19 protein-coding genes are annotated in these 19,617 nt (G+C 72.5%); 15 read left to right on the forward strand and 4 right to left on the reverse strand.

The genetic code is table 11. From position 1 onward, the window contains the following. The first annotated feature begins 10 nt into the window (after positions 1–10). From AQJ66_RS31230 to AQJ66_RS31265, 9 genes are all read left to right on the forward strand, one after another. A complete protein-coding gene (locus AQJ66_RS31230) occupies positions 11–655 on the forward strand; it encodes an HAD family hydrolase (RefSeq protein WP_061928899.1) in 645 nt (214 codons plus the stop codon). A 104-nt stretch (positions 656–759) separates the two neighbouring features. After that, on the forward strand, positions 760–1,476 hold the full coding sequence (locus tag AQJ66_RS31235) for a VC0807 family protein (protein ID WP_061928681.1): 717 nt from the start codon (positions 760–762) through the stop codon (positions 1,474–1,476). An 82-nt stretch (positions 1,477–1,558) separates the two neighbouring features. Continuing rightward, positions 1,559–2,779, forward strand: a complete 1,221-nt coding sequence (locus AQJ66_RS31240) for an MFS transporter (RefSeq protein WP_061928683.1) — start codon at positions 1,559–1,561, stop codon at positions 2,777–2,779. After that, positions 2,730–3,902, forward strand: coding sequence for an acetoin utilization protein AcuC (locus AQJ66_RS31245; protein ID WP_061928685.1), 1,173 nt, complete (start codon positions 2,730–2,732; stop codon positions 3,900–3,902). The genes AQJ66_RS31240 and AQJ66_RS31245 overlap by 50 nt, the downstream gene beginning before the upstream one ends. 123 nt (positions 3,903–4,025) lie before the next feature. Continuing rightward, a complete protein-coding gene (locus tag AQJ66_RS31250; RefSeq protein ID WP_061928687.1) occupies positions 4,026–4,841 on the forward strand; it encodes a phosphatase in 816 nt (271 codons plus the stop codon). Between the two features lie 128 nt (positions 4,842–4,969). Next, positions 4,970–5,182, forward strand: a complete 213-nt coding sequence (locus tag AQJ66_RS31255; RefSeq protein ID WP_004984898.1) for a helix-turn-helix domain-containing protein — start codon at positions 4,970–4,972, stop codon at positions 5,180–5,182. Positions 5,183–5,315: 133 nt separating this feature from the next. Further along, entirely contained in the window at positions 5,316–5,414 is a 99-nt protein-coding gene (locus AQJ66_RS37910) for a 30S ribosomal protein bS22 (RefSeq protein WP_003948845.1), read from the forward strand. Positions 5,415–5,645: 231 nt separating this feature from the next. Then, the gene (locus AQJ66_RS31260; RefSeq protein WP_061928689.1) at positions 5,646–6,719 is read left to right on the forward strand and encodes an NAD-dependent epimerase/dehydratase family protein; all 1,074 of its coding nucleotides are present in this window, start codon (positions 5,646–5,648) and stop codon (positions 6,717–6,719) included. 11 nt (positions 6,720–6,730) lie between these two features. Next, on the forward strand, positions 6,731–7,786 hold the full coding sequence (locus tag AQJ66_RS31265; protein ID WP_061928691.1) for a lysophospholipid acyltransferase family protein: 1,056 nt from the start codon (positions 6,731–6,733) through the stop codon (positions 7,784–7,786). Positions 7,787–7,857: 71 nt separating this feature from the next. Here AQJ66_RS31265 and AQJ66_RS31270 read toward each other — a convergent pair whose 3' ends face one another. The 3 genes from AQJ66_RS31270 to AQJ66_RS31280 form a co-directional block, all read right to left on the reverse strand. After that, positions 7,858–9,084: a DUF5667 domain-containing protein gene (locus AQJ66_RS31270; protein WP_061928693.1), complete on the reverse strand. Its 1,227-nt coding sequence runs from the start codon at positions 9,082–9,084 to the stop codon at positions 7,858–7,860. Positions 9,085–9,355: 271 nt separating this feature from the next. Further along, complete coding sequence (locus AQJ66_RS31275; protein ID WP_061928696.1) at positions 9,356–10,135, reverse strand: ECF subfamily RNA polymerase sigma factor, BldN family; 780 nt, start codon at positions 10,133–10,135, stop codon at positions 9,356–9,358. A gap of 810 nt (positions 10,136–10,945) precedes the next feature. Next, positions 10,946–11,869, reverse strand: coding sequence for an HAD family hydrolase (locus tag AQJ66_RS31280; RefSeq protein WP_079060533.1), 924 nt, complete (start codon positions 11,867–11,869; stop codon positions 10,946–10,948). A 108-nt stretch (positions 11,870–11,977) separates the two neighbouring features. Here AQJ66_RS31280 and AQJ66_RS31285 point away from each other — a divergent pair, with 108 nt between their 5' ends. The 5 genes from AQJ66_RS31285 to AQJ66_RS31305 all read left to right on the forward strand — a co-directional run bounded on the left by AQJ66_RS31285 (position 11,978) and on the right by AQJ66_RS31305 (position 17,762). Then, positions 11,978–12,259, forward strand: coding sequence for a glutaredoxin family protein (locus AQJ66_RS31285; RefSeq protein ID WP_107119100.1), 282 nt, complete (start codon positions 11,978–11,980; stop codon positions 12,257–12,259). Between the two features lie 244 nt (positions 12,260–12,503). Further along, complete coding sequence (locus AQJ66_RS31290) at positions 12,504–13,268, forward strand: redox-sensing transcriptional repressor Rex (RefSeq protein ID WP_061928701.1); 765 nt, start codon at positions 12,504–12,506, stop codon at positions 13,266–13,268. Beyond that, positions 13,265–14,944, forward strand: coding sequence for a glutamyl-tRNA reductase (locus AQJ66_RS31295; protein WP_061928703.1), 1,680 nt, complete (start codon positions 13,265–13,267; stop codon positions 14,942–14,944). The genes AQJ66_RS31290 and AQJ66_RS31295 overlap by 4 nt, the downstream gene beginning before the upstream one ends. Positions 14,945–15,075: 131 nt before the next feature. Next, on the forward strand, positions 15,076–16,056 hold the full coding sequence (hemC, locus tag AQJ66_RS31300; RefSeq protein WP_079060534.1) for a hydroxymethylbilane synthase: 981 nt from the start codon (positions 15,076–15,078) through the stop codon (positions 16,054–16,056). Continuing rightward, positions 16,053–17,762, forward strand: a complete 1,710-nt coding sequence (locus tag AQJ66_RS31305) for a bifunctional uroporphyrinogen-III C-methyltransferase/uroporphyrinogen-III synthase (RefSeq protein WP_061928707.1) — start codon at positions 16,053–16,055, stop codon at positions 17,760–17,762. Before hemC ends, AQJ66_RS31305 begins: the two co-directional genes overlap by 4 nt. Before the next feature lie 105 nt (positions 17,763–17,867). On the opposite strand, the gene AQJ66_RS31310 is transcribed toward AQJ66_RS31305, so the two are convergent. After that, positions 17,868–18,257 carry a VOC family protein gene (locus AQJ66_RS31310; protein ID WP_061928709.1) on the reverse strand — a complete coding sequence of 130 codons (390 nt, stop codon included), beginning with the start codon at positions 18,255–18,257 and terminating at the stop codon, positions 17,868–17,870. Between the two features lie 88 nt (positions 18,258–18,345). On the opposite strand from AQJ66_RS31310, the gene AQJ66_RS31315 reads away from it, so the two are divergent. Next, entirely contained in the window at positions 18,346–19,320 is a 975-nt protein-coding gene (locus AQJ66_RS31315; RefSeq protein WP_061928711.1) for a helix-turn-helix transcriptional regulator, read from the forward strand. The last annotated feature ends 297 nt before the right edge of the window (positions 19,321–19,617 follow it).

Raw genomic sequence — 19,617 nt, forward strand, 5'->3', positions numbered from 1 at the left:
GCTCGCATACATGCGCTATGACCTCGTCATCTTCGACAACGACGGTGTGCTCGTCGACAGCGAGCCCATCTCCAACCGGCTGCTGGCCGCCCATCTGACCGAGTTGGGGCACCCGACGTCCTACGAGGAGTCCATCCGGGACTACATGGGGTCGGCGATGCACCGGATCCACGAAATGATCCTGGAGCGGACCGGGCAGCGACTGCCCGACGACTTCGACGACGTCTTCCACGCGCGCGTGTTCGCCGCGTTCGAGCGGGAGTTGCAGCCCGTGGCCGGCGTCGACGGCGTGCTGGAGAAACTGGCCGCCGACGGGGTGCCGTACTGCGTGGCCTCCTCCGGGAGCCATGAGCGGATCCGGGTGGGGCACCGGTCGGCCGGCCTCGACCGGTGGTTCGAGGAGGACCGCATCTTCAGCTCGCAGGACGTGGGACGGGGCAAGCCGGCGCCGGACCTCTTCCTGTACGCGGCCGAGCGGATGGGGGTCGCGCCGCAGCGGTGCCTGGTCGTCGAGGACTCCCCGCTGGGTGTGCAGGCGGCTGTGGCGGCCGGGATGGACGTGTACGGGTTCACCGCCATGACACCGGCCGCGCGGCTCACGGGGGCGAACCAACTGTTCAGCACCATGGGCGAGTTGGCTGACCTGCTGGTGTGACCGTCGTATGACGCCGGCCACCGTCTCGTACCTGACATTCGTCATGCGGACCTCCGGACGATCGTTCCTACTGCCGGACCCCCTCCGGCGGCGAAGCTGAGGGCATGACGAAGAACTCGAGCGTGCTGGACAACTTCAGGCCCCTGATCGTCGACGTGGCGGTGCCGCTCGGCTCGTACTACCTCCTCAAGGGCGGCTTCGGGACGAGCACCTTCGCGGCGCTCGCCTGGAGCAGCGTGGTGCCGGCGGTCAGGACCCTGTGGGGCCTGGTCAGGGAGCGCAGGACCAACGCGCTGGCCGGCCTCATCCTGGTCGTCAACGTCGTCTCCCTGCTCCTGAGCTTCGTCTCCGGTGACCCGCGGCTGATGCTCGCCAAGGACAGCGGGATCAGCAGCGTGGTCGCCCTCGGGATCCTCGTCTCCGTGGCGCTCGGCAAGCCGATGATGACCGCGGGCATGAAGCCCTTCCTCATCAAGGGCGACGCGGCCAGGGAGGCCGCCTGGGAGCGCCTCGCGTCCGGGGCCGCCGCCGACTCCGCGGCCTTCCGTCGGAAGGAGCGCGCGTTCTCCCTCGTGTGGGGGGCGGTGCTCCTCGCCGAGTGCGTCGCGCGCGTGGTGGGTGCCTACACCGTCCCCGTGGACACCATGGTGTGGCTGGGCACCGTCGTCCTGGTCGGGGCGTTCGCGGTCGCCTTCGTCGTCAGCGGCGGCCTGGCCGTCGAGCCGATGGGGAGGATGCTGACCGCCGAGGCCCAGGCCCAGGCCCGGATCGAGGCCGAGGGCCGGAAGACCGGGCGGTCCGCCGTGACCGTCGCCGCCTGATCCGCCGGCCAGGTAAAGCTGAAGGAAATTCACCTTTGGCTGGATCTACCCACAGGTAGCCCGGGGCCCTACGCTCGCCGCCATGACAGATGTGCTGCGGCGCGGCAGGGCCTCGCTGGCGTTCAGCTTCTTCGCGCAGGGCGTCACCTTCGCACTCCTCGTCACGCGCATCCCGGCCATCCAGGACCGGTACGGCGTCTCCGACGCGCTGCTGCCCGCGTTCCTGGCCGCCGTGCCGATCCTCGCCGGTGTCGGCAGCGTGACGACCGAGCAGCTGGTGCGGCGGATCCGGCCGAGCCGGCTGCTGCGCTGGTCCCAGCCGGTGGTGCTGCTGGCGCTCGTCGGCGTCGGGGCGGGCGGGGCGCTGGGCGAGCTCGGCCTGGCCCTGGCCGCGTTCGGACTGGCCGTGGGGGCGCTGGACGCCTCCATGAACATGCTCGGGGTGAGCCTGCAGCGGACGTACGGGCGCAGCATCATGCTGAGCTTCCACGCCGCCTACAGCCTGGGCGGCATCCTCGGGGCCTCGCTCGCCTGGGCGGGGGCGCACTGGCACCTCACGCTGTGGGTGTCGTACCTGCCGGTGGTCGCCGTACTGCTGCCGGCGGTGCTGGTGGGCAGCCGGTGGTACGTCGACGGCGAGGCCGCGCCCGCTCAGGAGCAACAGGGGGAGCAGGAGCGGTCGGGCGGTGTCGTCTTCAGGCTGCTGCTGCCGCTGTGCCTGGTCATGACCTTCGCCTACATCGGTGACTCGACCGTCTCCAACTGGAGCGCGAAGTACCTGAAGGACGTGCTGGGCGGCTCGGAGCAGCTGGCGACCGTGCCGTACAACGTGTACATGGTGACCACGCTGCTGGGGCGGTCCCTCGGGGACTTCGGGGTACGGCGGTTCGGGGCGGCCGCGGTCGTACGGCTCGGGGCGCTGGTGGCGGCCGGCGGGTTCGCGGTGGTGGCCGTGGCGCCGGACGCGTGGGCCGGCATGCTCGGATTCACCCTGCTGGGGCTCGGGCTGTGCGTGCTGGTGCCGCAGACGTTCGCGGCCGCGGGCCGGCTGTTCCCGGGGGCGTCGGACGCGGCGATCGCCCGGCTCAACATCTTCAACTACGTGGGTTTCCTCGTCGGTTCGCCGTTGGTGGGGGCGCTCGGCGACGCCTGGAGCTACCGGGGGGCCATGCTCGTGCCGATGGTGTTGGTGCTGGTGACATTGGTGTACGCGAAGTCGTTCGCGGCTCAACCGGACCGATACGGTGGCGGACATGAGCGGCCGCGCACAGCTGATGTGGGACGAGGCAGTAACGGGATATGACTTCGGCCGGAGCCATCCGATGGATCCGGTCCGGCTGGAGCTGACCCGGAAGCTGGTGGGTGCCTTCGGGCTCGACCGGGCGATGGAGGTGGTCGCGGCGAAACCGGCCGGGGAGTCGACGCTGCGGCTGGTCCACCGGGAGGACTACATCGACGCGGTGAAGGCCGCCTCGGTGGATCCCGACTCGGCCGACGGGTCGTACGGGCTCGGTACGCCGGACGACCCCGCGTTCGCCGGGATGCACGAGGTGTCCGCGCTGATCGCGGGGCAGTCGGTGGGGGCGGCGGAGGCGGTGTGGCGCGGGGACGCCGACCACGCCGTGAACTTCTCGGGCGGGCTCCACCACGCGATGCCGGGGGGCGCGTCCGGGTTCTGCATCTACAACGACGCCGCGCTGGCCATCGCCCGGCTGCTGGAACTCGGGGCCGAGCGGGTGGCGTACGTGGACGTCGACGTGCACCACGGGGACGGGGTGCAGGCCGCGTTCTGGGAGGACCCCCGGGTTCTGACGATCTCGCTGCACGAGCATCCCCGGACGCTGTTCCCGCAGACCGGGTGGCCGCAGGAGACCGGCGGCGGCGCCGGCGAGGGGGCCGCGGTGAACGTCGCCCTGCCGGCGGGGACCGGCGACGCGGGGTGGCTGCGGGCGTTCCACGCGGTGGTGCCGGAACTGCTCGCGGACTTCCGGCCGCAGGTGCTGGTGTCGCAGCACGGGGCCGACACGCACTTCGAGGATCCGCTGGCGCACCTCGCGGTGTCGCTGGACGCGCAGCGGGCCGTCCAGGTGGCGTGCCACGACCTGGCGCACGAGCACGCGGACGGCAAGTGGGTCGCGCTGGGAGGCGGCGGATACGCGGTGGTCGAGGTGGTGCCGCGGTCGTGGACGCACCTGGTGGGGATCGCCGCGGGACGGGAAGTGCCTCCGGAGACGGTGATTCCCGAGGAGTGGCGGCAGGCGGTGTACGCGCGGACCCGGGAGTCGGGGCCGCGGCGGATGACGGACGGGCGCTGGCCGGTGTCGTGGGCGTCCTGGGACGAGGGGTACGACCCCGCCGACCGGGTCGACCAGGCCGTGCTGGCCACCCGGCGGGCCGCCTTCCCGCTGCGGGGGCTGCTGCCCTGACCTGCTCCCGGGGGCAGGCCCCCCGGACCCTCGGCGTGGGGCAGGCGGGCCGCACTAGGCCAACCGAGCCCTCTTCCCCGGTTCCCCTCCCGGCCCCTCACCCGATCCGCCAGCATCGCACCCGTGTCGACCCACGAAGGCCTCCGCGCGCATCTGCTGGCCGCCCGGCTGGCCGGGTGGGTCGGGACCACGCGTGAGCAGAGCCTGCGCAGTTACCGGCTGTTCGCCGCCCGGGATCCCCGTGTGCTGATCGGGCTCGATCCGGAAGGCGCGTGGGGGCAGCGGGAGTTGCTGGCGCTCATGGCCTCCAGGTGCGGGGTGCCGGCCGATCCGCGGTACACGTCGGGGCCGGACGCCATCGATCCGGAGCGGACGCTGGCCGCGCTGGACGCCTTCGCGGAGCGGATCCGGAGCGTGGCCCGGCGCAGGGCGCCGGTGCTGCTCGGCACCGGGCATCCGCACCGGCTGCTCGGGTTCTACGGCGGCCTGGCGGACGCGCTGTCGGCGGTGGGGTGTGAGGTGCTCACCCCCGCGCAGGGTCGCTGTGTCGACATATTGACCCGGTTCGGTCTACGCACGTACCGGCTCGACTACACACGAGGTGTTGCCTTGGTGCGGGAACCGGAGGGCGAGCGCCCCGGTTGTGAGCCGGGTGCCCACAGCCATTCCCCGCTGCCGGTTCGGGTCGCCCTGGCGGCCGCGGCCGACGCCGGCGGGCCCCTGCCGGAGCTGGTGATCGGCGATCACGGCTGGGTCTGCGGCGCAGGTCAGCTGGGGTTCGAGGCGATCGGGCTGGCCGACACGGACGATCCGGCGCTGTTCGTCGGGGAGGCCGAGGGGACCGTGTCCGTCGCCGTTCCGGTTGACGACGGGGTGCGGTCTGGTCACTACCTGCCGCTTACCCGCTACGTACTCAAACGAGCGTGCTTGTCACAGTAGCCGCCGATGGGTGCACCTCTTCCCCACTCGCATCACCCGCCCCTACATTGGGGAGTGAGCACGCAACGACGAAGAGTCACCGGAAGGGGAAGCCGGTGGCCGTCGAGTGCGGAAGGTTCAGGTGTGTCATGGCTGCAGCTGGCGAAAGGCCTCTGAACGAGGTTCAGTTCCTTACCGTGGCGGAGGTCGCCTCGGTGATGCGAGTGTCGAAGATGACCGTGTACCGGCTGGTGCACAGCGGTCATCTGCCCGCGATCCGGGTGGGGCGGTCCTTCCGCGTCCCGGAGCAAGCGGTACACGAGTACCTCCGCGAGAGTTATGTGGGGGTGGAGACGGCCTGACGGCGCTCGGGGAGACCCCGAGCAACCCCTCGATTACAAGCTCGGCGCGCGACCGGGTAGGCTGACCCCTCGTAGGTCGTGTGGGCCCATGGCGCCCAAACAACCGAGTGATGAGAAGTGAGCGAGGGTAGTCGTGGGCTCTGTTATCAAGAAGCGGCGCAAGCGGATGGCCAAGAAGAAGCACCGCAAGCTGCTCAAGCGCACGCGCGTTCAGCGCCGCAACAAGAAGTAAGCGGCGCCGCGAGAGCGTGTTCCAGTGGCCCCCCACCGGCAGGTGGGGGGCCACTGGCGTCTTCCGGGAACCCGCGTCCGGGCGGTACCGGCATATTCCGTCTGGGGAAATTCCGCCGCCCCGCGCCTCGCGTGGTCATCACAGCGCAACACCGAGCCGCTAAGTTGACCGCACACGGGGAACGCGGCTGGGACCAGGTTTCGCACGAGGTCGGGAAGGAAGGCGCTGATCTTGGGGAAGGTCGTGCTCGTCACCGGAGTCGCCCGGCAGCTCGGCGGCCGGTTCGTGCGGCGCATCCAGCGGGACCCCGAGGTGGAGCGGGTGATCGCCGTGGACGCGGTGCCCCCGGCACACCACCTGGGCGGGGCCGACTTCATCCAGGCCGACATCCGCCAGCCCGGGATCGCCCGGGTGCTGGCCGAGACGGGCGCCGACACGGTCGTCCACCTCGACGTGACCGGGACCGCGCTGGGCGGCGGCAGCCGGGCCACGGTCAAGGAGACCAACGTCATCGGCACGATGCAGCTGCTCGGCGCCTGCCAGAAGTCGCCGGCCGTGCGGCGGCTGGTGGTGAAGTCCAGTACGAACGTGTACGGGTCCGCGCCGCGCGATCCGGCCGTGTTCACCGAGACCACCCCGCCCAAGTCGCTGCCCAGCGGCGGGTTCGCGAAGGACACCTGCGAGGTCGAGGGGTACGTGCGCGGGTTCGCGCGGCGGCGGCCGGACGTGGCCGTGTGCGTGCTGCGGTTCGCGAACATCCTCGGGCCGACCGCGGACACCCCGCTCGCCTCCTACTTCGCGCTGCCGGTCCTGCCGACCGTGTTCGGCTACGACCCGCGGCTGCAGTTCGTGCACGAGGACGACGTCGTCGAGGTACTGCGCATCGCCTCGCACGAGCCGCGCAGGGGCACGCTCAACAGCGGCACGTTCAACATCGCCGGGGACGGGGTGCTGCTGCTGTCGCAGTGCTCGCGGCGGCTCGGGCGGCCCACCGTGCCGCTGCTGCTGCCCGCGGTCACCTGGGCCGGCTCCCTGGTGCGTACGCTGGGCATGACGGACTTCTCGCCGGAGCAGATCCGGCTGCTCACCCACGGCAGGGTGGTGTCCACCGACCAGATGCGCGAGACGCTGGGTTTCACGCCCAAGTACACGACGGCGGAGACGTTCGCGGACTTCGCGCGCAGCCAGGGTCCCGGGCTGCTGCCGCCGGAGGCCCTCGCGGGGGGCGTGGACCGGCTGGCCGCGCTCGCCGCGAAGGGCAGCGGACACCTCCCGACGCAGAGCGCCAACCAGAGCGCCAACTGAGGAGCGCAGCAATGGCGGACGCCAAGGTCATTCCGTTCGACGACGACCGGTCCCGCGGGGGTGCCGCCCAGCGGCCGTCGCGGCGCCGCAGCGGGGCGAGCCGGCGCGGCACGGCGGGCGAGGGCGCGCCGGTCCACGAGGTCCAGTCCCTGCCGACCAGGGCGACGGCGCAGGAGGAACCCGTGACCTCGCAGGAGCAGCCGCCGGCCGGGCCGCGGGACGACGACGGCGGGCTGGAGCGGCGCGTCGCGCGCGGCCTGTCCTTCCTGCGCCGCCGGCTGACCGGGGACTACGAGGTCGACGACTTCGGCTACGACGAGGAGCTGACCGACCAGGTCCTGATGTCGCTGCTGCGGCCGCTGTACGAGAAGTACTTCCGGGTCGAGGTGAAGGGCATCGAGAACATCCCGGTGGACGGCGGTGCGCTGATCGTCGCCAACCACTCCGGGACGCTGCCGCTGGACGGGCTGATGCTGCAGGTCGCCGTGCACGACCACCATCCGGCCGACCGGCACCTGCGGCTGCTGGCGGCGGACCTGGTGTTCGTGCTGCCGGTGGTCAACGAGCTGGCCCGCAAGCTGGGGCACACCCTCGCGTGCGCGGAGGACGCCGAACGGCTCCTCGCGCAGGGCGAGCTGGTCGGGGTCATGCCGGAGGGCTTCAAGGGCATCGGCAAACCCTTCGGCGAGCGCTACAAGCTGCAGCGGTTCGGCCGCGGCGGTTTCGTCTCCACGGCCCTGCGGCAGGGGGTCCCGATCATCCCGTGCTCGATCGTCGGGGCCGAGGAGATCTACCCGATGATCGGCAACGCCAAGACGCTGGCCCGGCTCCTGGGCTTCCCGTACTTCCCGCTGACGCCGACCTTCCCGTGGCTGGGGCCGCTGGGCGCGATCCCGCTGCCGACGAAGTGGACCATCCAGTTCGGTGAGCCGATCGCGACGGACGGCTATCCGCCGGAGGCGGCCGAGGACCCGATGCTGATGTTCAACCTGACCGACCAGGTCCGCGAGCAGATCCAGCACACGCTGTACAAGCTGCTGGTGCAGCGGCGGTCGGTGTTCTTCTAGCTCTCGTCCGTACGCCTGTGGGGGCGCCCCTGCTCGGAAAGGGGCGCCCCCACAGGGGTGTTTCCGCTCTGCTAGTTGGTGTCCTGGCCGTCGATGCCCAGGCCGGGCAGCAGGCCCGGCAGGAGCGGCGGGACGGTGACGTCCGGGGGGCTCGTCGGGGGCTTGCCGGTGGACGTGGAGCCGCCGTCGGAGCCCGTCTTCGGCGGGTCGAGCAGGCCGCCCGTGTTGCCCCCGATCAGGCCGTCGCCGCTGTCACGGGTGGCGGAGCCGCTGGGGCTGCCGGGGCTCGCGTGCTTGCCGGAGGAGGGCGTGCCGCCGGCGCTGGGCCCGGCCGACCGGTGGGCGCCGGCGGAGCCGGTGGACGACGGTCCGCCGCCCCGCGAGGTGCCCGCGCCGGGCTGGGCGGGGGCCGGCGGGAGCAGGGACTGCAACGGGGCGACCTCTTGGTCTATGGCGTCGAAGACCGACGACACCTGCTGTTTGACGTCGTGCAGCTGCATCGGCAGCCGGTCGCTCAGCCGGGTCCAGGCCTCGCGGTGGGACCGGGAGAACGTGGAGAGGGCCTGGATGGGGCCCAGCGACCCGGGGTCGGCCTCGTACGCGGCGTGCAGCAGTCGGTGGCCCTCGGTGACGTCGCGCTGCATCCCGGAGAGGGTGCGGCGGATCTCGCCGATGGACTCGTGGTCGAGGTGGCCGCCGCGGTCGCGCTCCATGAGCCGGCGGGCCTCGTTGAGCCGGGTGGAGGCCTGGTCGAGGTACGTCTGGCCGCGCTCGTCGTTGCCGTCGCTCAGGTAGTCGAGCTTGAAGTCCTCGATGCCGCGCTTGAGCCCGTAGAGCGAGTCGCCGGGCAGGGCGTCGGAGCTGGCGGAGGCGACCCCGCCGAAGGCCCCGGCGGCCACGCCGACGCTCAGTCCGCCGGCCGCGAGCCCCTTGGTCAGCCGTGAGCGCGGCCGGAGTTTGCCCAGCGGGCTCGTCGCCCGGTGGGCACCGTGGGCGCGGGAGCGCTGCTCGGGTAGGGACGCATCCGCCGCTCCGCCCTCCTGGAGCATGGCCTCCATCGCGGCCACCAGCTGGGCCCGCTGGACGACCTTGACGTCGGGGTCGAGCTGCGGCCTGGGCAGCGCGCCGAGACCCGTCGCGAGGGCCAACAGCTCGCCCTGCTCGGCGTGTTCCTCGGTGGTCGGCGGTGATCCCGCCGGTGCTGCGGACTGCTCGGCCGCCGTGTCCCGGTCGGACTGCTCCTCCAGGGCCTGGGCGAAGGCGTTCGCCCGCCGGTGCGCCGATACGTTCGCGATCACTGGCGGCACCTCCTCTCGTCATGACGGTCGACTCCCCAGGGGGTCCTGAGGGTTGCACGCCGGGGCCGCTTGCACACGATCGGGTGAGCTGGGTCGGCCAGGCGTGACCACAGGGAGCCTGTATCCCGCACAACGAGCGGCTCGGCACTTGGGTTACGGACGCCGGATGAGTGGATCAAAAAGTCAATGCCCTTTCACGGAACGTGAGTTGACCGTTACGTGCCGTGGTCGCCGTTCGCCGGTGGTGGGTGGGGTGGGCCGCGGCGGGCGGTCAGCGGGCGTCGTCCGGCAGGAGCCGGGCGAGGGTGCGCACGGCGCGGTACTGGAGTGTCTTGATGGCGCCCTCGTTCTTGCCCATCACCCGGGCGGTCTCGGCGACCGAGAGGCCCTGCAGGAAGCGGAGCGTGACGCACTCCTGCTGCTGCGGGTTGAGCCTGCGCACGGCGTCCAGCAGGGCGGCGTTGGACAGGGACTCCAGCACGGAGTCCTCCGGGGAGCGCTCGACCTCGTTGGCGTCGAGCATCTCACCGGTGGTGACCTCCAGCCGGAAGCGGGAGGACTTGAAGTGGTCGGCGACGAGGTTGCGGGCGATCGTCACCAGCCAGGCGCCGAAGTCGCGGCCCTGCCAGGTGAAGGTGCCGATCCGGCGCAGGGCGCGCAGGAAGGTCTCGCTGGTGAGGTCCTCGGCGGTCGCCTTGCCGCCCACCCGGTAGTAGATGTACCGGTACACGGTGTCGCTGTACTGGTCGTAGAGGCGGCCGAAGGCCTCGGCCTCCCCGGCCTGGGCGCGCTCGACGAGGTCCATCATCCGGGCGCTGTCGCTGTCGGCGGCCGGGCGGCGGGCGGTGGCGCCGCCGGTCACGCGGCCGCGTCTGCCGACGGCGGCGCTGCCCTCGGCCAGCGCGTAGCCCGGGCCGGCGGGCGCGGCGGTGGCGAAGGCGGGGACGGCGTACGCGGTGGGGACGAAGCCGCGCAGCGTCTCCTTGACCGCGGCGACTGCTGCGCGCAGCGTAGCCAGGCCCGAGGCGTCAACCCCGACGTGTGGGTACACGGGACTCCCAGAGGCAGAGCTTCCATCACGTGCAGTGCGGAACCGTTCACCCGTCGTGGCGACGGAGAGGTACCGGTTTGCGTCTGAGGAGAATAACGCTTCGTGCAGGCAATGCTACACCGAGTTGCTCAAATCACCGAGTGCGTCGCTTCTGTTGCGGATTGATGCCGTATCAGGGGCCGCACCTTGATCGGTTGTTGACCGAAATCTTGCCGTTTTCGGTGAACTACCGGGCGTCTTGAAATGGCCGCGGCATAATCTCGGCGGGGTCGGGGCGACGGGGCACGGGATCCCGTGGGATCGGCCGGACGCGGTGGACCTGGGGCCGGATCACGGCGGCCCGAGGCCCGAGCCCGGCGCAGGGGCCGGCCGACGCCGGTCCGAGCCGGTGTCCGCGGGGCCGCACCGCACACCGGACACCCCCAGTGACCACCCGCGCCCGGCGATGCGTGCCCCGAGCGGGGGAGTGGGGACCTGTGCGGAGCCCTGCGTCCGGAGCCGGACGGTGAAAGTCGGCCCTCGGCCCTCGGCGCTCGCAACCTGCGGCCCGGTCAGCGTCGCGCCCGGCAGCCGCGAATGCGCGTGCCCGCCGCTCGTCTCGTGCCCGCTGCCCGCCGCCCGACAGCGAGAGTCCGCGCCGGACGCCCGGGGGCGAGGGGGTGCCGGGACCCGTGCGGGCGGTGGGCGTGCGGGACGCGGTGGACATCGGGAGCCGGGCCGGACCCGACGGACGCGGAACCTCCGCGAGGCGTGCCGGACGCCGGGCCCCGAGCCTCCGCGCCTCCGCGCCTCCGCGCCGACCCCGTCCGGCTAGCGGCGGCGGCGGCTCAGCGCGATGGCCGCTGCTGTGCCGCCGGCCACCGCGCCGACTCCCGCCGCCGCGGGGATGCCGACCTTCGCCGCCTTGCGGCCCGTCCGGTAGTCGCGCAGGCGCCAGTCCTTCTCGCGGGCGTGCCTGCGGAGCTTGGCGTCGGGGTTGATGGCGTAGGGGTGGCCGACCAGGGAGAGCATCGGGATGTCGTTGTGGCTGTCGCTGTAGGCCGCGCAGCGGGACAGGTCCAGGCCCTCGGCGGCGGCCAGGGCGCGTACCGCCTCCGCCTTGGCCGGGCCGTGCAGCGGCTCGCCGACCAGCTTGCCGGTGTAGATGCCGTTCACCGACTCCGCGACCGTGCCGAGCGCGCCGGTCAGGCCGAGGCGGCGGGCGATCACCGTGGCGATCTCCACGGGGGCCGCCGTGACCAGCCACACCTTCTGGCCCGCGTCCAGGTGGGCCTGGGCGAGCGCGCGGGTGCCGGGCCAGATGCGGTCGGCCATGTACTCGTCGTAGATCTCCTCGCCGATCGTCTGCAGCTCGGCGACGCGGTGGCCCTTGACGATGGACAGGGCCGAGTCGCGGGCCTCCTGCATGTGCTCGGGGTCCTCGACGCCGGCCAGCCGGAACCACGCCTGCTGCCAGGCGAACCGGGCCAGGTCGCGGGTCTCGAAGAACTTCCGCTTGTACAGGCCCCGGCCGAAGTGGAACAGCGCGGCGCCCTGCATCACGGTGTTGTCGAGGTCGAAGAAGGCGGCGGCCCTGTCGTCGCCGAGGACCGGGAACTCCGGTTCCTCCGCGGCCGGGGCCGCGACGACCTCCTGGGAGGTCTTCCGGGCAGCCTCCGCCGAGGCCTCGCCTGCCAACACGCTCCGCGCCGTGGCGGAGCGCCTACGGGGGGTGAGCCATCCGAGAGCGGCCATGTCGTGAGCATAGCCATTGTGTTCGGTGGTTCCGGTGCAGCCAGGTTGGGAGGATGTGAACTCTCCGCGATGAACGCGCCGCCCGCGCGTCGGTGGAGAAGCGCGAGAATGGCTGACATGAGTCCCCTCTTCCGGCGCAGGCCCGCCCCCCAGGAGCGGCTGGTCACCCTCATCCGCAAGCCCGGCTGCCATCTGTGCGACGACGCGCAGGCCGTGATCGAGAAGGTCTGCGGCGAACTCGGCGTCCCCTGGGAGCGCAAGGACATCACCGAGGACCGCGCGCTGCACGACCAGTACTGGGAGCAGATCCCCGTCGTCCTCGTCGACGGCCGCCAGCACACGTTCTGGCGGGTGGACGAGGGCCGCCTGCGCAAGGAACTGACCGACTAGTACAAGACCGCGCCGGACGTCGCTTAGGATCGACGGTGTTCGTCTCGGGGGCGGGATTCGCAAGGAGCGTGCTGCTTTGCCCCCACATCGGGCCCCGGGAAAGACACGCGTGACCCCGGTCACGTTGGCCGGGCAAATCGGACACCATCTTTGTGCACGCGTTCACAAAGACATAGCCTGCTTTCGACGGGGCGGTCTGGGGACGTATGACCGCCTGCAGCCCCGCTCAACCCGCAGGAGCACCGTGGCAACTGGCCGAACACACCGACCGGCGACCCGTAGCCGAGGGATTCCCGAGGCCACCGTCGCCCGCCTTCCGCTGTACCTCCGAGCCCTGACCGCACTGTCGGAGCGCTCGGTCCCCACGGTCTCCTCCGAGGAACTGGCCGCGGCCGCGGGGGTCAACTCCGCCAAGCTGCGCAAGGACTTCTCGTACCTGGGCTCCTACGGAACGCGCGGTGTCGGCTACGACGTCGAGTATCTCGTCTACCAGATCTCCCGTGAACTCGGCCTCACGCAGGACTGGCCGGTTGTCATCGTCGGTATCGGCAACCTGGGCGCCGCCCTGGCCAACTACGGCGGGTTCGCCTCCCGCGGTTTCCGCGTGGCCGCGCTGATCGACGCCGACCCGGCGATGGCCGGCAAGCCCGTCGCCGGCATCCCGGTGCAGCACACCGACGAGCTCGAGAAGATCATCAAGGACAACGGTGTGTCGATCGGCGTGATCGCCACCCCCGCCGGTGCCGCCCAGCAGGTCTGCGACCGGCTCGTGGCCGCCGGTGTGACCTCCATCCTGAACTTCGCGCCGACCGTGCTGTCCGTCCCGGACGGCGTCGACGTGCGCAAGGTCGACCTCTCCATCGAGCTGCAGATCCTCGCCTTCCACGAGCAGCGCAAGGCCGGCGAGGAGACCGCCGCCGGCGACGGCGCGCGGCCCGCGGCCACCCCCCGCGAGGAGTCCGCCGACCAGGGGCCCGACGGGGACGTACCCGCCGTGATGCCGGCATGAGTCTCCTCGTCGTCGGGCTGAGCCACCGCAGCGCCCCGGTCAGCGTGCTGGAGCGCGCCGCGCTGGCCGCGGAGGCCCAGGCCAAGCTGCTGCAGGACACCGTCGCCGCCGAGCCGGCCACCGAGGCCGCCGTCCTCGCCACCTGCAACCGGATCGAGCTGTACGCCGACGTGGACAAGTTCCACGCCGGTGTCGCCGAGCTGTCCACGCTGCTCGCCCAGCACAGCGGCGTCGGCCTGGAGGAGCTCACCCCCTACCTCTACGTGCACTACGAGGACCGGGCCGTCCACCACCTGTTCTCGGTGGCCTGCGGACTGGACTCGATGGTCGTCGGCGAGGGGCAGATCCTCGGCCAGATCAAGGACTCCCTGGCCCGCGCCCAGGAGCTGCACACGGCCGGCCGGCTGCTGAACGACCTGTTCCAGCAGGCCCTGCGGGTCGGCAAACGCGCCCACTCCGAGACCGGCATCGACCGCGCCGGCCAGTCCCTGGTCACCTTCGGCCTGGAGCAGCTGGCCGCGGGCGGTGCCATACCGGCCTGGGCGGCGGGGCGGACGGCGCTGGTCATCGGCGCCGGCTCGATGTCCTCGCTGGCCGCCGCGACGCTCGCGCGCGTCGGCGTCTCCGAGGTCGTCGTCGCCAACCGTACCTTCGAGCGCGCCGAGCGCCTCGCCCAGATCCTCGCCGAGGGCGACGACACGACGGTGGCGGCCCGCGCGGTACCGATGGACGCGGTGCCGGGCGAGCTGACACGTGCCGATGTCGTCGTCTCCTGCACGGGTGCCACGGGCCTGGTCCTGACGGCCGAGGCGGTCGCGCTGGCGGTCGAGGGCCGCACCGGGCAGCCGGCCGCCGAGATCGCCCCGGAGGCCGAGGAGCCCCGCACGCCGCTGCTGCCGGCCGGCGCCGACGACAACTGCCCGCTGGACCTGGCCGCCGCACAGCCCGGCTTCTCCGTCGCCGGGGAGGCCGCCGTCGCCGGCATGGACGCGGCCACCCTCGAACAGCACGCGGCCTGGGCCGCGGGAGCCACGGTGGACCGGCGCGAGCGCCGTACCCCCGAGGCCGACGCCGAGCTGATCGCCGCGCTCGCCGCGACCGCCGCCACCGTCGGCCGCATCCCCGAGCGGCGCAGGCCCGAGCCCGTCGCCGAGGTCCCGCGCCCGGCGCCCGCCCTGTTCCTCCTCGACCTCGCCATGCCCCGCGACATCGACGCCGCCGTGCACCGGCTGGCCGGGGTGCGCCTGGTGGACATCGAGTCCCTCGCCGAGGCCTCCGCCGACGCGCCGATGGCGGCCGACGTCGACCAGGTCAGGCGTATCGTCTCCGACGAGGTCGCGGCCTTCGGCGCGGCGCAGCGGGCGGCGCACATCACGCCGACCGTGGTGGCGCTGCGCACCATGGCCGCCGACGTCGTCGCCGGCGAGATCGCACGGCTCGACGGCCGCCTGCCCGACCTGGACGAACGCCAGCGCGGCGAGATCCGGCAGGCCGTGCACCGGGTCGTCGACAAGCTGCTGCACGCGCCGACCGTACGGGTCAAGCAGCTCGCCGCCGAACCCGGCGGCGCCGGGTACGCGGACGCGCTGCGCACCCTCTTCGACCTCGACCCCGAGACGGTCGCCGCCGTCTCCCGGGCCGGGGACAGCACGGACGAGAAGGACCGACCGGCATGACAGAGCCACGTGAGCCGCAGGGGCGCGCCGGTGTCGAGAACCCGAGCGCGCGGAGGCCCGAAGGGTTGAGCACGGTCGGGTTCTCGACACCGGCTGGAGCGCCCCGAAGGCGAACACACGACAATGGGGCGTTGCGACTGGGGACCAGGCGGAGCAAGCTCGCCATGGCCCAGTCCGGCCAGGTGGCGGAGGCCGTCCGCCGGGTGACCGGGCGGCCCGTCGAGCTGGTCGAGATCACCACGCACGGCGACGTCGACCGATCGCACCTGACGCAGATCGGCGGCACCGGCGTGTTCGTCACGGCGCTGCGCGACGCGCTGGTGCGGGGCGAGGTCGACTTCGCGGTTCATTCGCTCAAGGACCTGCCGACCACGCAGCCCGAGGAGCTGGTCCTGGCCGCCGTACCGGAGCGCGAGGACCCCCGCGACGTGATCGTCGCGCGCGACGCGCTGAAGTTCACGGACCTGCCGCGCGGCGCCCGCATCGGCACGGGTTCCCCGCGCCGCATGGCGCAGCTGAACGCGTACGCCCGCACGCACGGCCTGGACATAGAGACGGTCCCGATACGGGGCAACGTCGACACCCGGATCGGCTTCGTGCACGCCGGCGAGCTGGACGCGGTGGTGCTGGCCGCGGCCGGCCTCAACCGCATCGGCCGCTCCGACGAGGTGACCGACTTCCTGTCGGTCGACACGGTTTTGCCCGCCCCCGGCCAGGGGGCCCTGGCGATCGAGTGTGCCGCGGACCACGCGGACCTCGTCGCCGCGCTCGGTGAGCTCGACGACCCGTTCACGCGGGCCGCCGTGACCGCCGAACGGTCACTGCTCGCCGCCCTGGAGGCCGGCTGCAGCGCCCCGGTGGGCGCGCTGGCCGACTTTCCCCCACTCTCGGCTCCGCTCGAGCGGGGGGACCCCCAGGCCGACGGGCAGTCTGTCAAGGAAATGCGCCTGCGCGGCGTCGTCGGCACGACCGACGGCACCTGCATGGTGCAGCTGTCCACCACCGGTCCCGTGCCCCGGACACACGACGGGGCGACGGCACTCGGGCGTGAACTCGCCTCCGAGATGCTCGCCCAGGGCGCGGCCGGTCTGATGGGGGAGCGAGCACAGTGAGCCCCACCACCCTTCCCGCCGCCGGTCCGGAACACGGGCACGTCACCTTCCTCGGTGCCGGACCCGGGGATCCGGGACTGCTGACTCTGCGCGCCGTGGAGGCGCTGTCGAACGCGGACGTCCTGGTCGCCGAGCACGAGGTGCTCGACGTGATCCGGACGCACGCCCGGCAGGGCGTCTCCGTCGTGCCGACGGACGACCCCTCTTCGGTCTCGCCGCCGGGCACGGGCACGCCCCAGCTGACGGTCGTTGACGGCACGTCAACACCCGCCGCTGTCCCGGCCGCTGCCCGGGATGCCGCTCATCTTGTCATGGAGGCCGCGCGGGGCGGCAGGCGGGTCGTCCGTGCGGTGTCCGGGGACCCGGGACTTGATACGTACGCCGCCGAGGAAATGCTCGCCTGCGCCGCCGCCGGTGTGCCCTTCGAGGTCGTACCGGGCGTGGCCGCCGCGGTCGGCGTGCCGGCGTACGCCGGTGTGCCGCTGCGCGACCCGCACGGCGCGGACGTCCGCTTCGTCGACGCCCGCACCGCCTCCGACCGCTGCTGGGCCGAGGTGGGCGCGTCCGACGGCACGGTGGTGGTCTCCACGACGCTGGACGCGGTGGCCGCCGCGGCCGGTGAACTGGTGTCCGCGGGCCGCAAGCCCGACACCCCCCTGTCGGTGACCGTCGCCGGTACGACGACCCGCCAGCGCACCTGGACGGCGACGCTCGGCACGATCGCGCAGACCCTGAAGCAGGCCAAGGTCCTGCCGTCCCCGGACGGCGGGCGGCCGGTGATAGCCGTGGTCGGCGAGCACTCCGCCCCCGCCCGGCGCGACCAGCTGTCGTGGTTCGAGTCCAAGCCGCTGTTCGGCTGGAAGGTGCTCGTCCCGCGCACGAAGGAGCAGGCGGCGTCGCTCTCCGACCAGTTGCGCTCCTACGGCGCCGTGCCGCACGAGGTGCCCACGATCGCGGTGGAGCCCCCGCGCACCCCGCAGCAGATGGAACGTGCCGTCAAGGGCCTGGTGACCGGCCGCTACGAGTGGATCGCGTTCACGTCGGTCAACGCGGTGAAGGCGGTCCGCGAGAAGTTCGAGGAGTACGGCCTCGACGCGCGTGCCTTCGCCGGCATCAAGGTCGCGGCGGTGGGCGAGCAGACGGCCAAGGCCCTGATCGCCTTCGGTGTGAAGCCGGACCTGGTGCCGAGCGGCGAGCAGTCCGCGGCGGGCCTCCTGGAGGACTGGCCGCCGTACGACCCGGTGTTCGACCCGATCGACCGCGTCTTCCTGCCGCGCGCCGACATCGCCACCGAGACCCTGGTGGCGGGCCTGATCGAGCTGGGCTGGGAGGTCGACGACGTCACGGCCTACCGCACGGTCCGTGCCTCGCCGCCCCCGGCGGAGACCCGCGAGGCCATCAAGGGCGGCGGCTTCGACGCGGTGCTCTTCACGTCGTCGTCGACGGTCCGCAACCTGGTCGGCATCGCCGGCAAGCCGCACAACGTCACGGTGATCGCGTGCATCGGCCCGGCCACGGCCAAGACGGCCGAGGAGCACGGCCTGCGCGTCGACGTCATGGCCCCGGAACCGTCCGTCCACAAGCTGGCGGAGGCGCTGGCCGACTTCGGCATGAAGCGGCGGGCTGCGGCCTTGGAGGCCGGGGATCCGGTGACCCGGCCCAGCGAGCGGCGGCCGGGGGCGCGGAGGCGTCGGTCCACGACCTGATCCGGCGAGTACGACGCCGCCCGTAGGGGTGCTCCGGTTCCTGGAGCACCCCTACGGGCGTTCTCGATCCGGTCGTGCGGCGGCCCGGCCCGGGTGTTGTCGCGATCAGACCAGGGTGGTGATGCAGAACGGGTGGCCGGCGGGGTCGAGGAGGACCCGCCAGCGGTCGGGGTCCGGCTGGTGGCCGGGCTTGACGGCGCCCAGGGACAGCAGGTGGGTCTCGGCGTCGTCCAGGTCGTCGACGCCCAGTTCGAGGTGGGCCTGCTTCTCCTGGGCGGGGTCCGGCCAGGTGGGGCGCCGGTAGTCCGCCAGCCTGTTGAAGCCCAGTCCCGCCGCTCCGTCCTGGCCGAGCAGGACGAAGTCGTCGGTGGAGAAGGCGACGGGCAGACCGAGGGCGTCGCCGTAGAAGCGGGCCAGTTCGGCGGGGTCCGGGCAGTCGAAGGTGACGGCCGCGTAGCGGAAGGCGGGTGCCGGGTTGCTGTTCTCAGCGCTCATGGCGACGACCGTATGACGGGACCAGGACAGTTCCGGTCCTGGTTTGTGCGGTCCTGGTCTGTGGATGCCTGTGGAAGACTTCCGAAACGTGATCAGCGCCTCCGCCCGTCTGCTTCGGCTGGTCTCCGTACTGGCCGCCCGCCCGTCGTGGACCTGCGCCGAGCTGGCCGAGCGGACGGGGGTCACCGAGCGCACGGTGCGGCGGGACGTCGCCAGGCTCCGGGAGATCGGCTACGTCGTCGAGTCCGATCCGGGGCCGTGGGGCGGCTACCGGCTGCGCGCCGGATCCCGGGTGCCCCCGCTGATCCTGGACGACGAGGAGGCCCTCGCCGTGGCCGTCGGGCTGCGCGAGGCGGCGCTCAGCGGTGCTCTCGGCGGAGATCAGGCCGCGCTGTCGGCTCTGCTGAAGTTGCGTCAGGTGCTGCCCGGGCGGATCGCGGAGCGGCTGGCGGAGATGGACGCGGCGTTCGTGCACACGCCCAGACCGAGCGAGCCGCAGATCACGCCCGGGACGCTGCTGGAACTGGCCGCCGCCTGCCGCAGGGGCGAACGGGCCCGCCTGTCGTACCAGGACGGGAAGGGCAGGGCCACCGTCCGGGAGGTCGACCCCTACCGCCTCGTCCACACCGGGCGCCGGTGGTACTTCGTCGCCCGGGACGTGGCACGGAACCAATGGCGTACGTTCCGGGCCGACCGGGTCGTGCGGCTCCAGCCGACCGGACGTCCGGTGGAACTGGCCGACCCTCCCGACCCGGCCCGGCTCGTGTCCCGTTCCACCGCGAACGGCCCCTACCCGCTGAGCGCGACGATCCGGCTCCCGCTGCCCATGGACCGGGCGCTGCGGCTGATCCCGGCGACGGTCGGCACGCACCGTCCCGACGGCCCCGAGGCCACGATCGTCGAGGTCGGCGGCCCCGACGCGGACGGACTCGCCGGCTACCTCCTCGGCCTGGCCACGCCCCTGCGGGTCCTGGGTCCGGAGGCCGTCCGGCAGGCCCTGGTGCGCCGTGTCCGGGAACTGCTGGAGGACAACGACGGCGGCGAACGCGGTGCTCGTCCGTGACGGTACGTGAGTGTGGCCGGTCGCTCGGGTGTCAGCGCCCGGAGGTTTACGGCAGGAGTCGCGGACGAGGACGTGGGTCTCGTCCGGGGCGGCCACCTCGACGCAGCCGGGGCCGCTGGACGAACGTCGACTCCGGCAACACGGCCGAGCACGTCGCGCAGGCGCGACTACGCCGCTTCTCCTGGGACACCTGCCCACTGCGTCCCTGGGGCAACTCCTGACTGAATTCGCCTTCTTCGTCATCGCGCGTCTGCGATGCTGACCGGCATGGATGGGGGAGATCGACGGCGTGGTGGC

Source organism: Streptomyces bungoensis, from assembly GCF_001514215.1.
Lineage (GTDB): Bacteria > Actinomycetota > Actinomycetes > Streptomycetales > Streptomycetaceae > Streptomyces > Streptomyces bungoensis.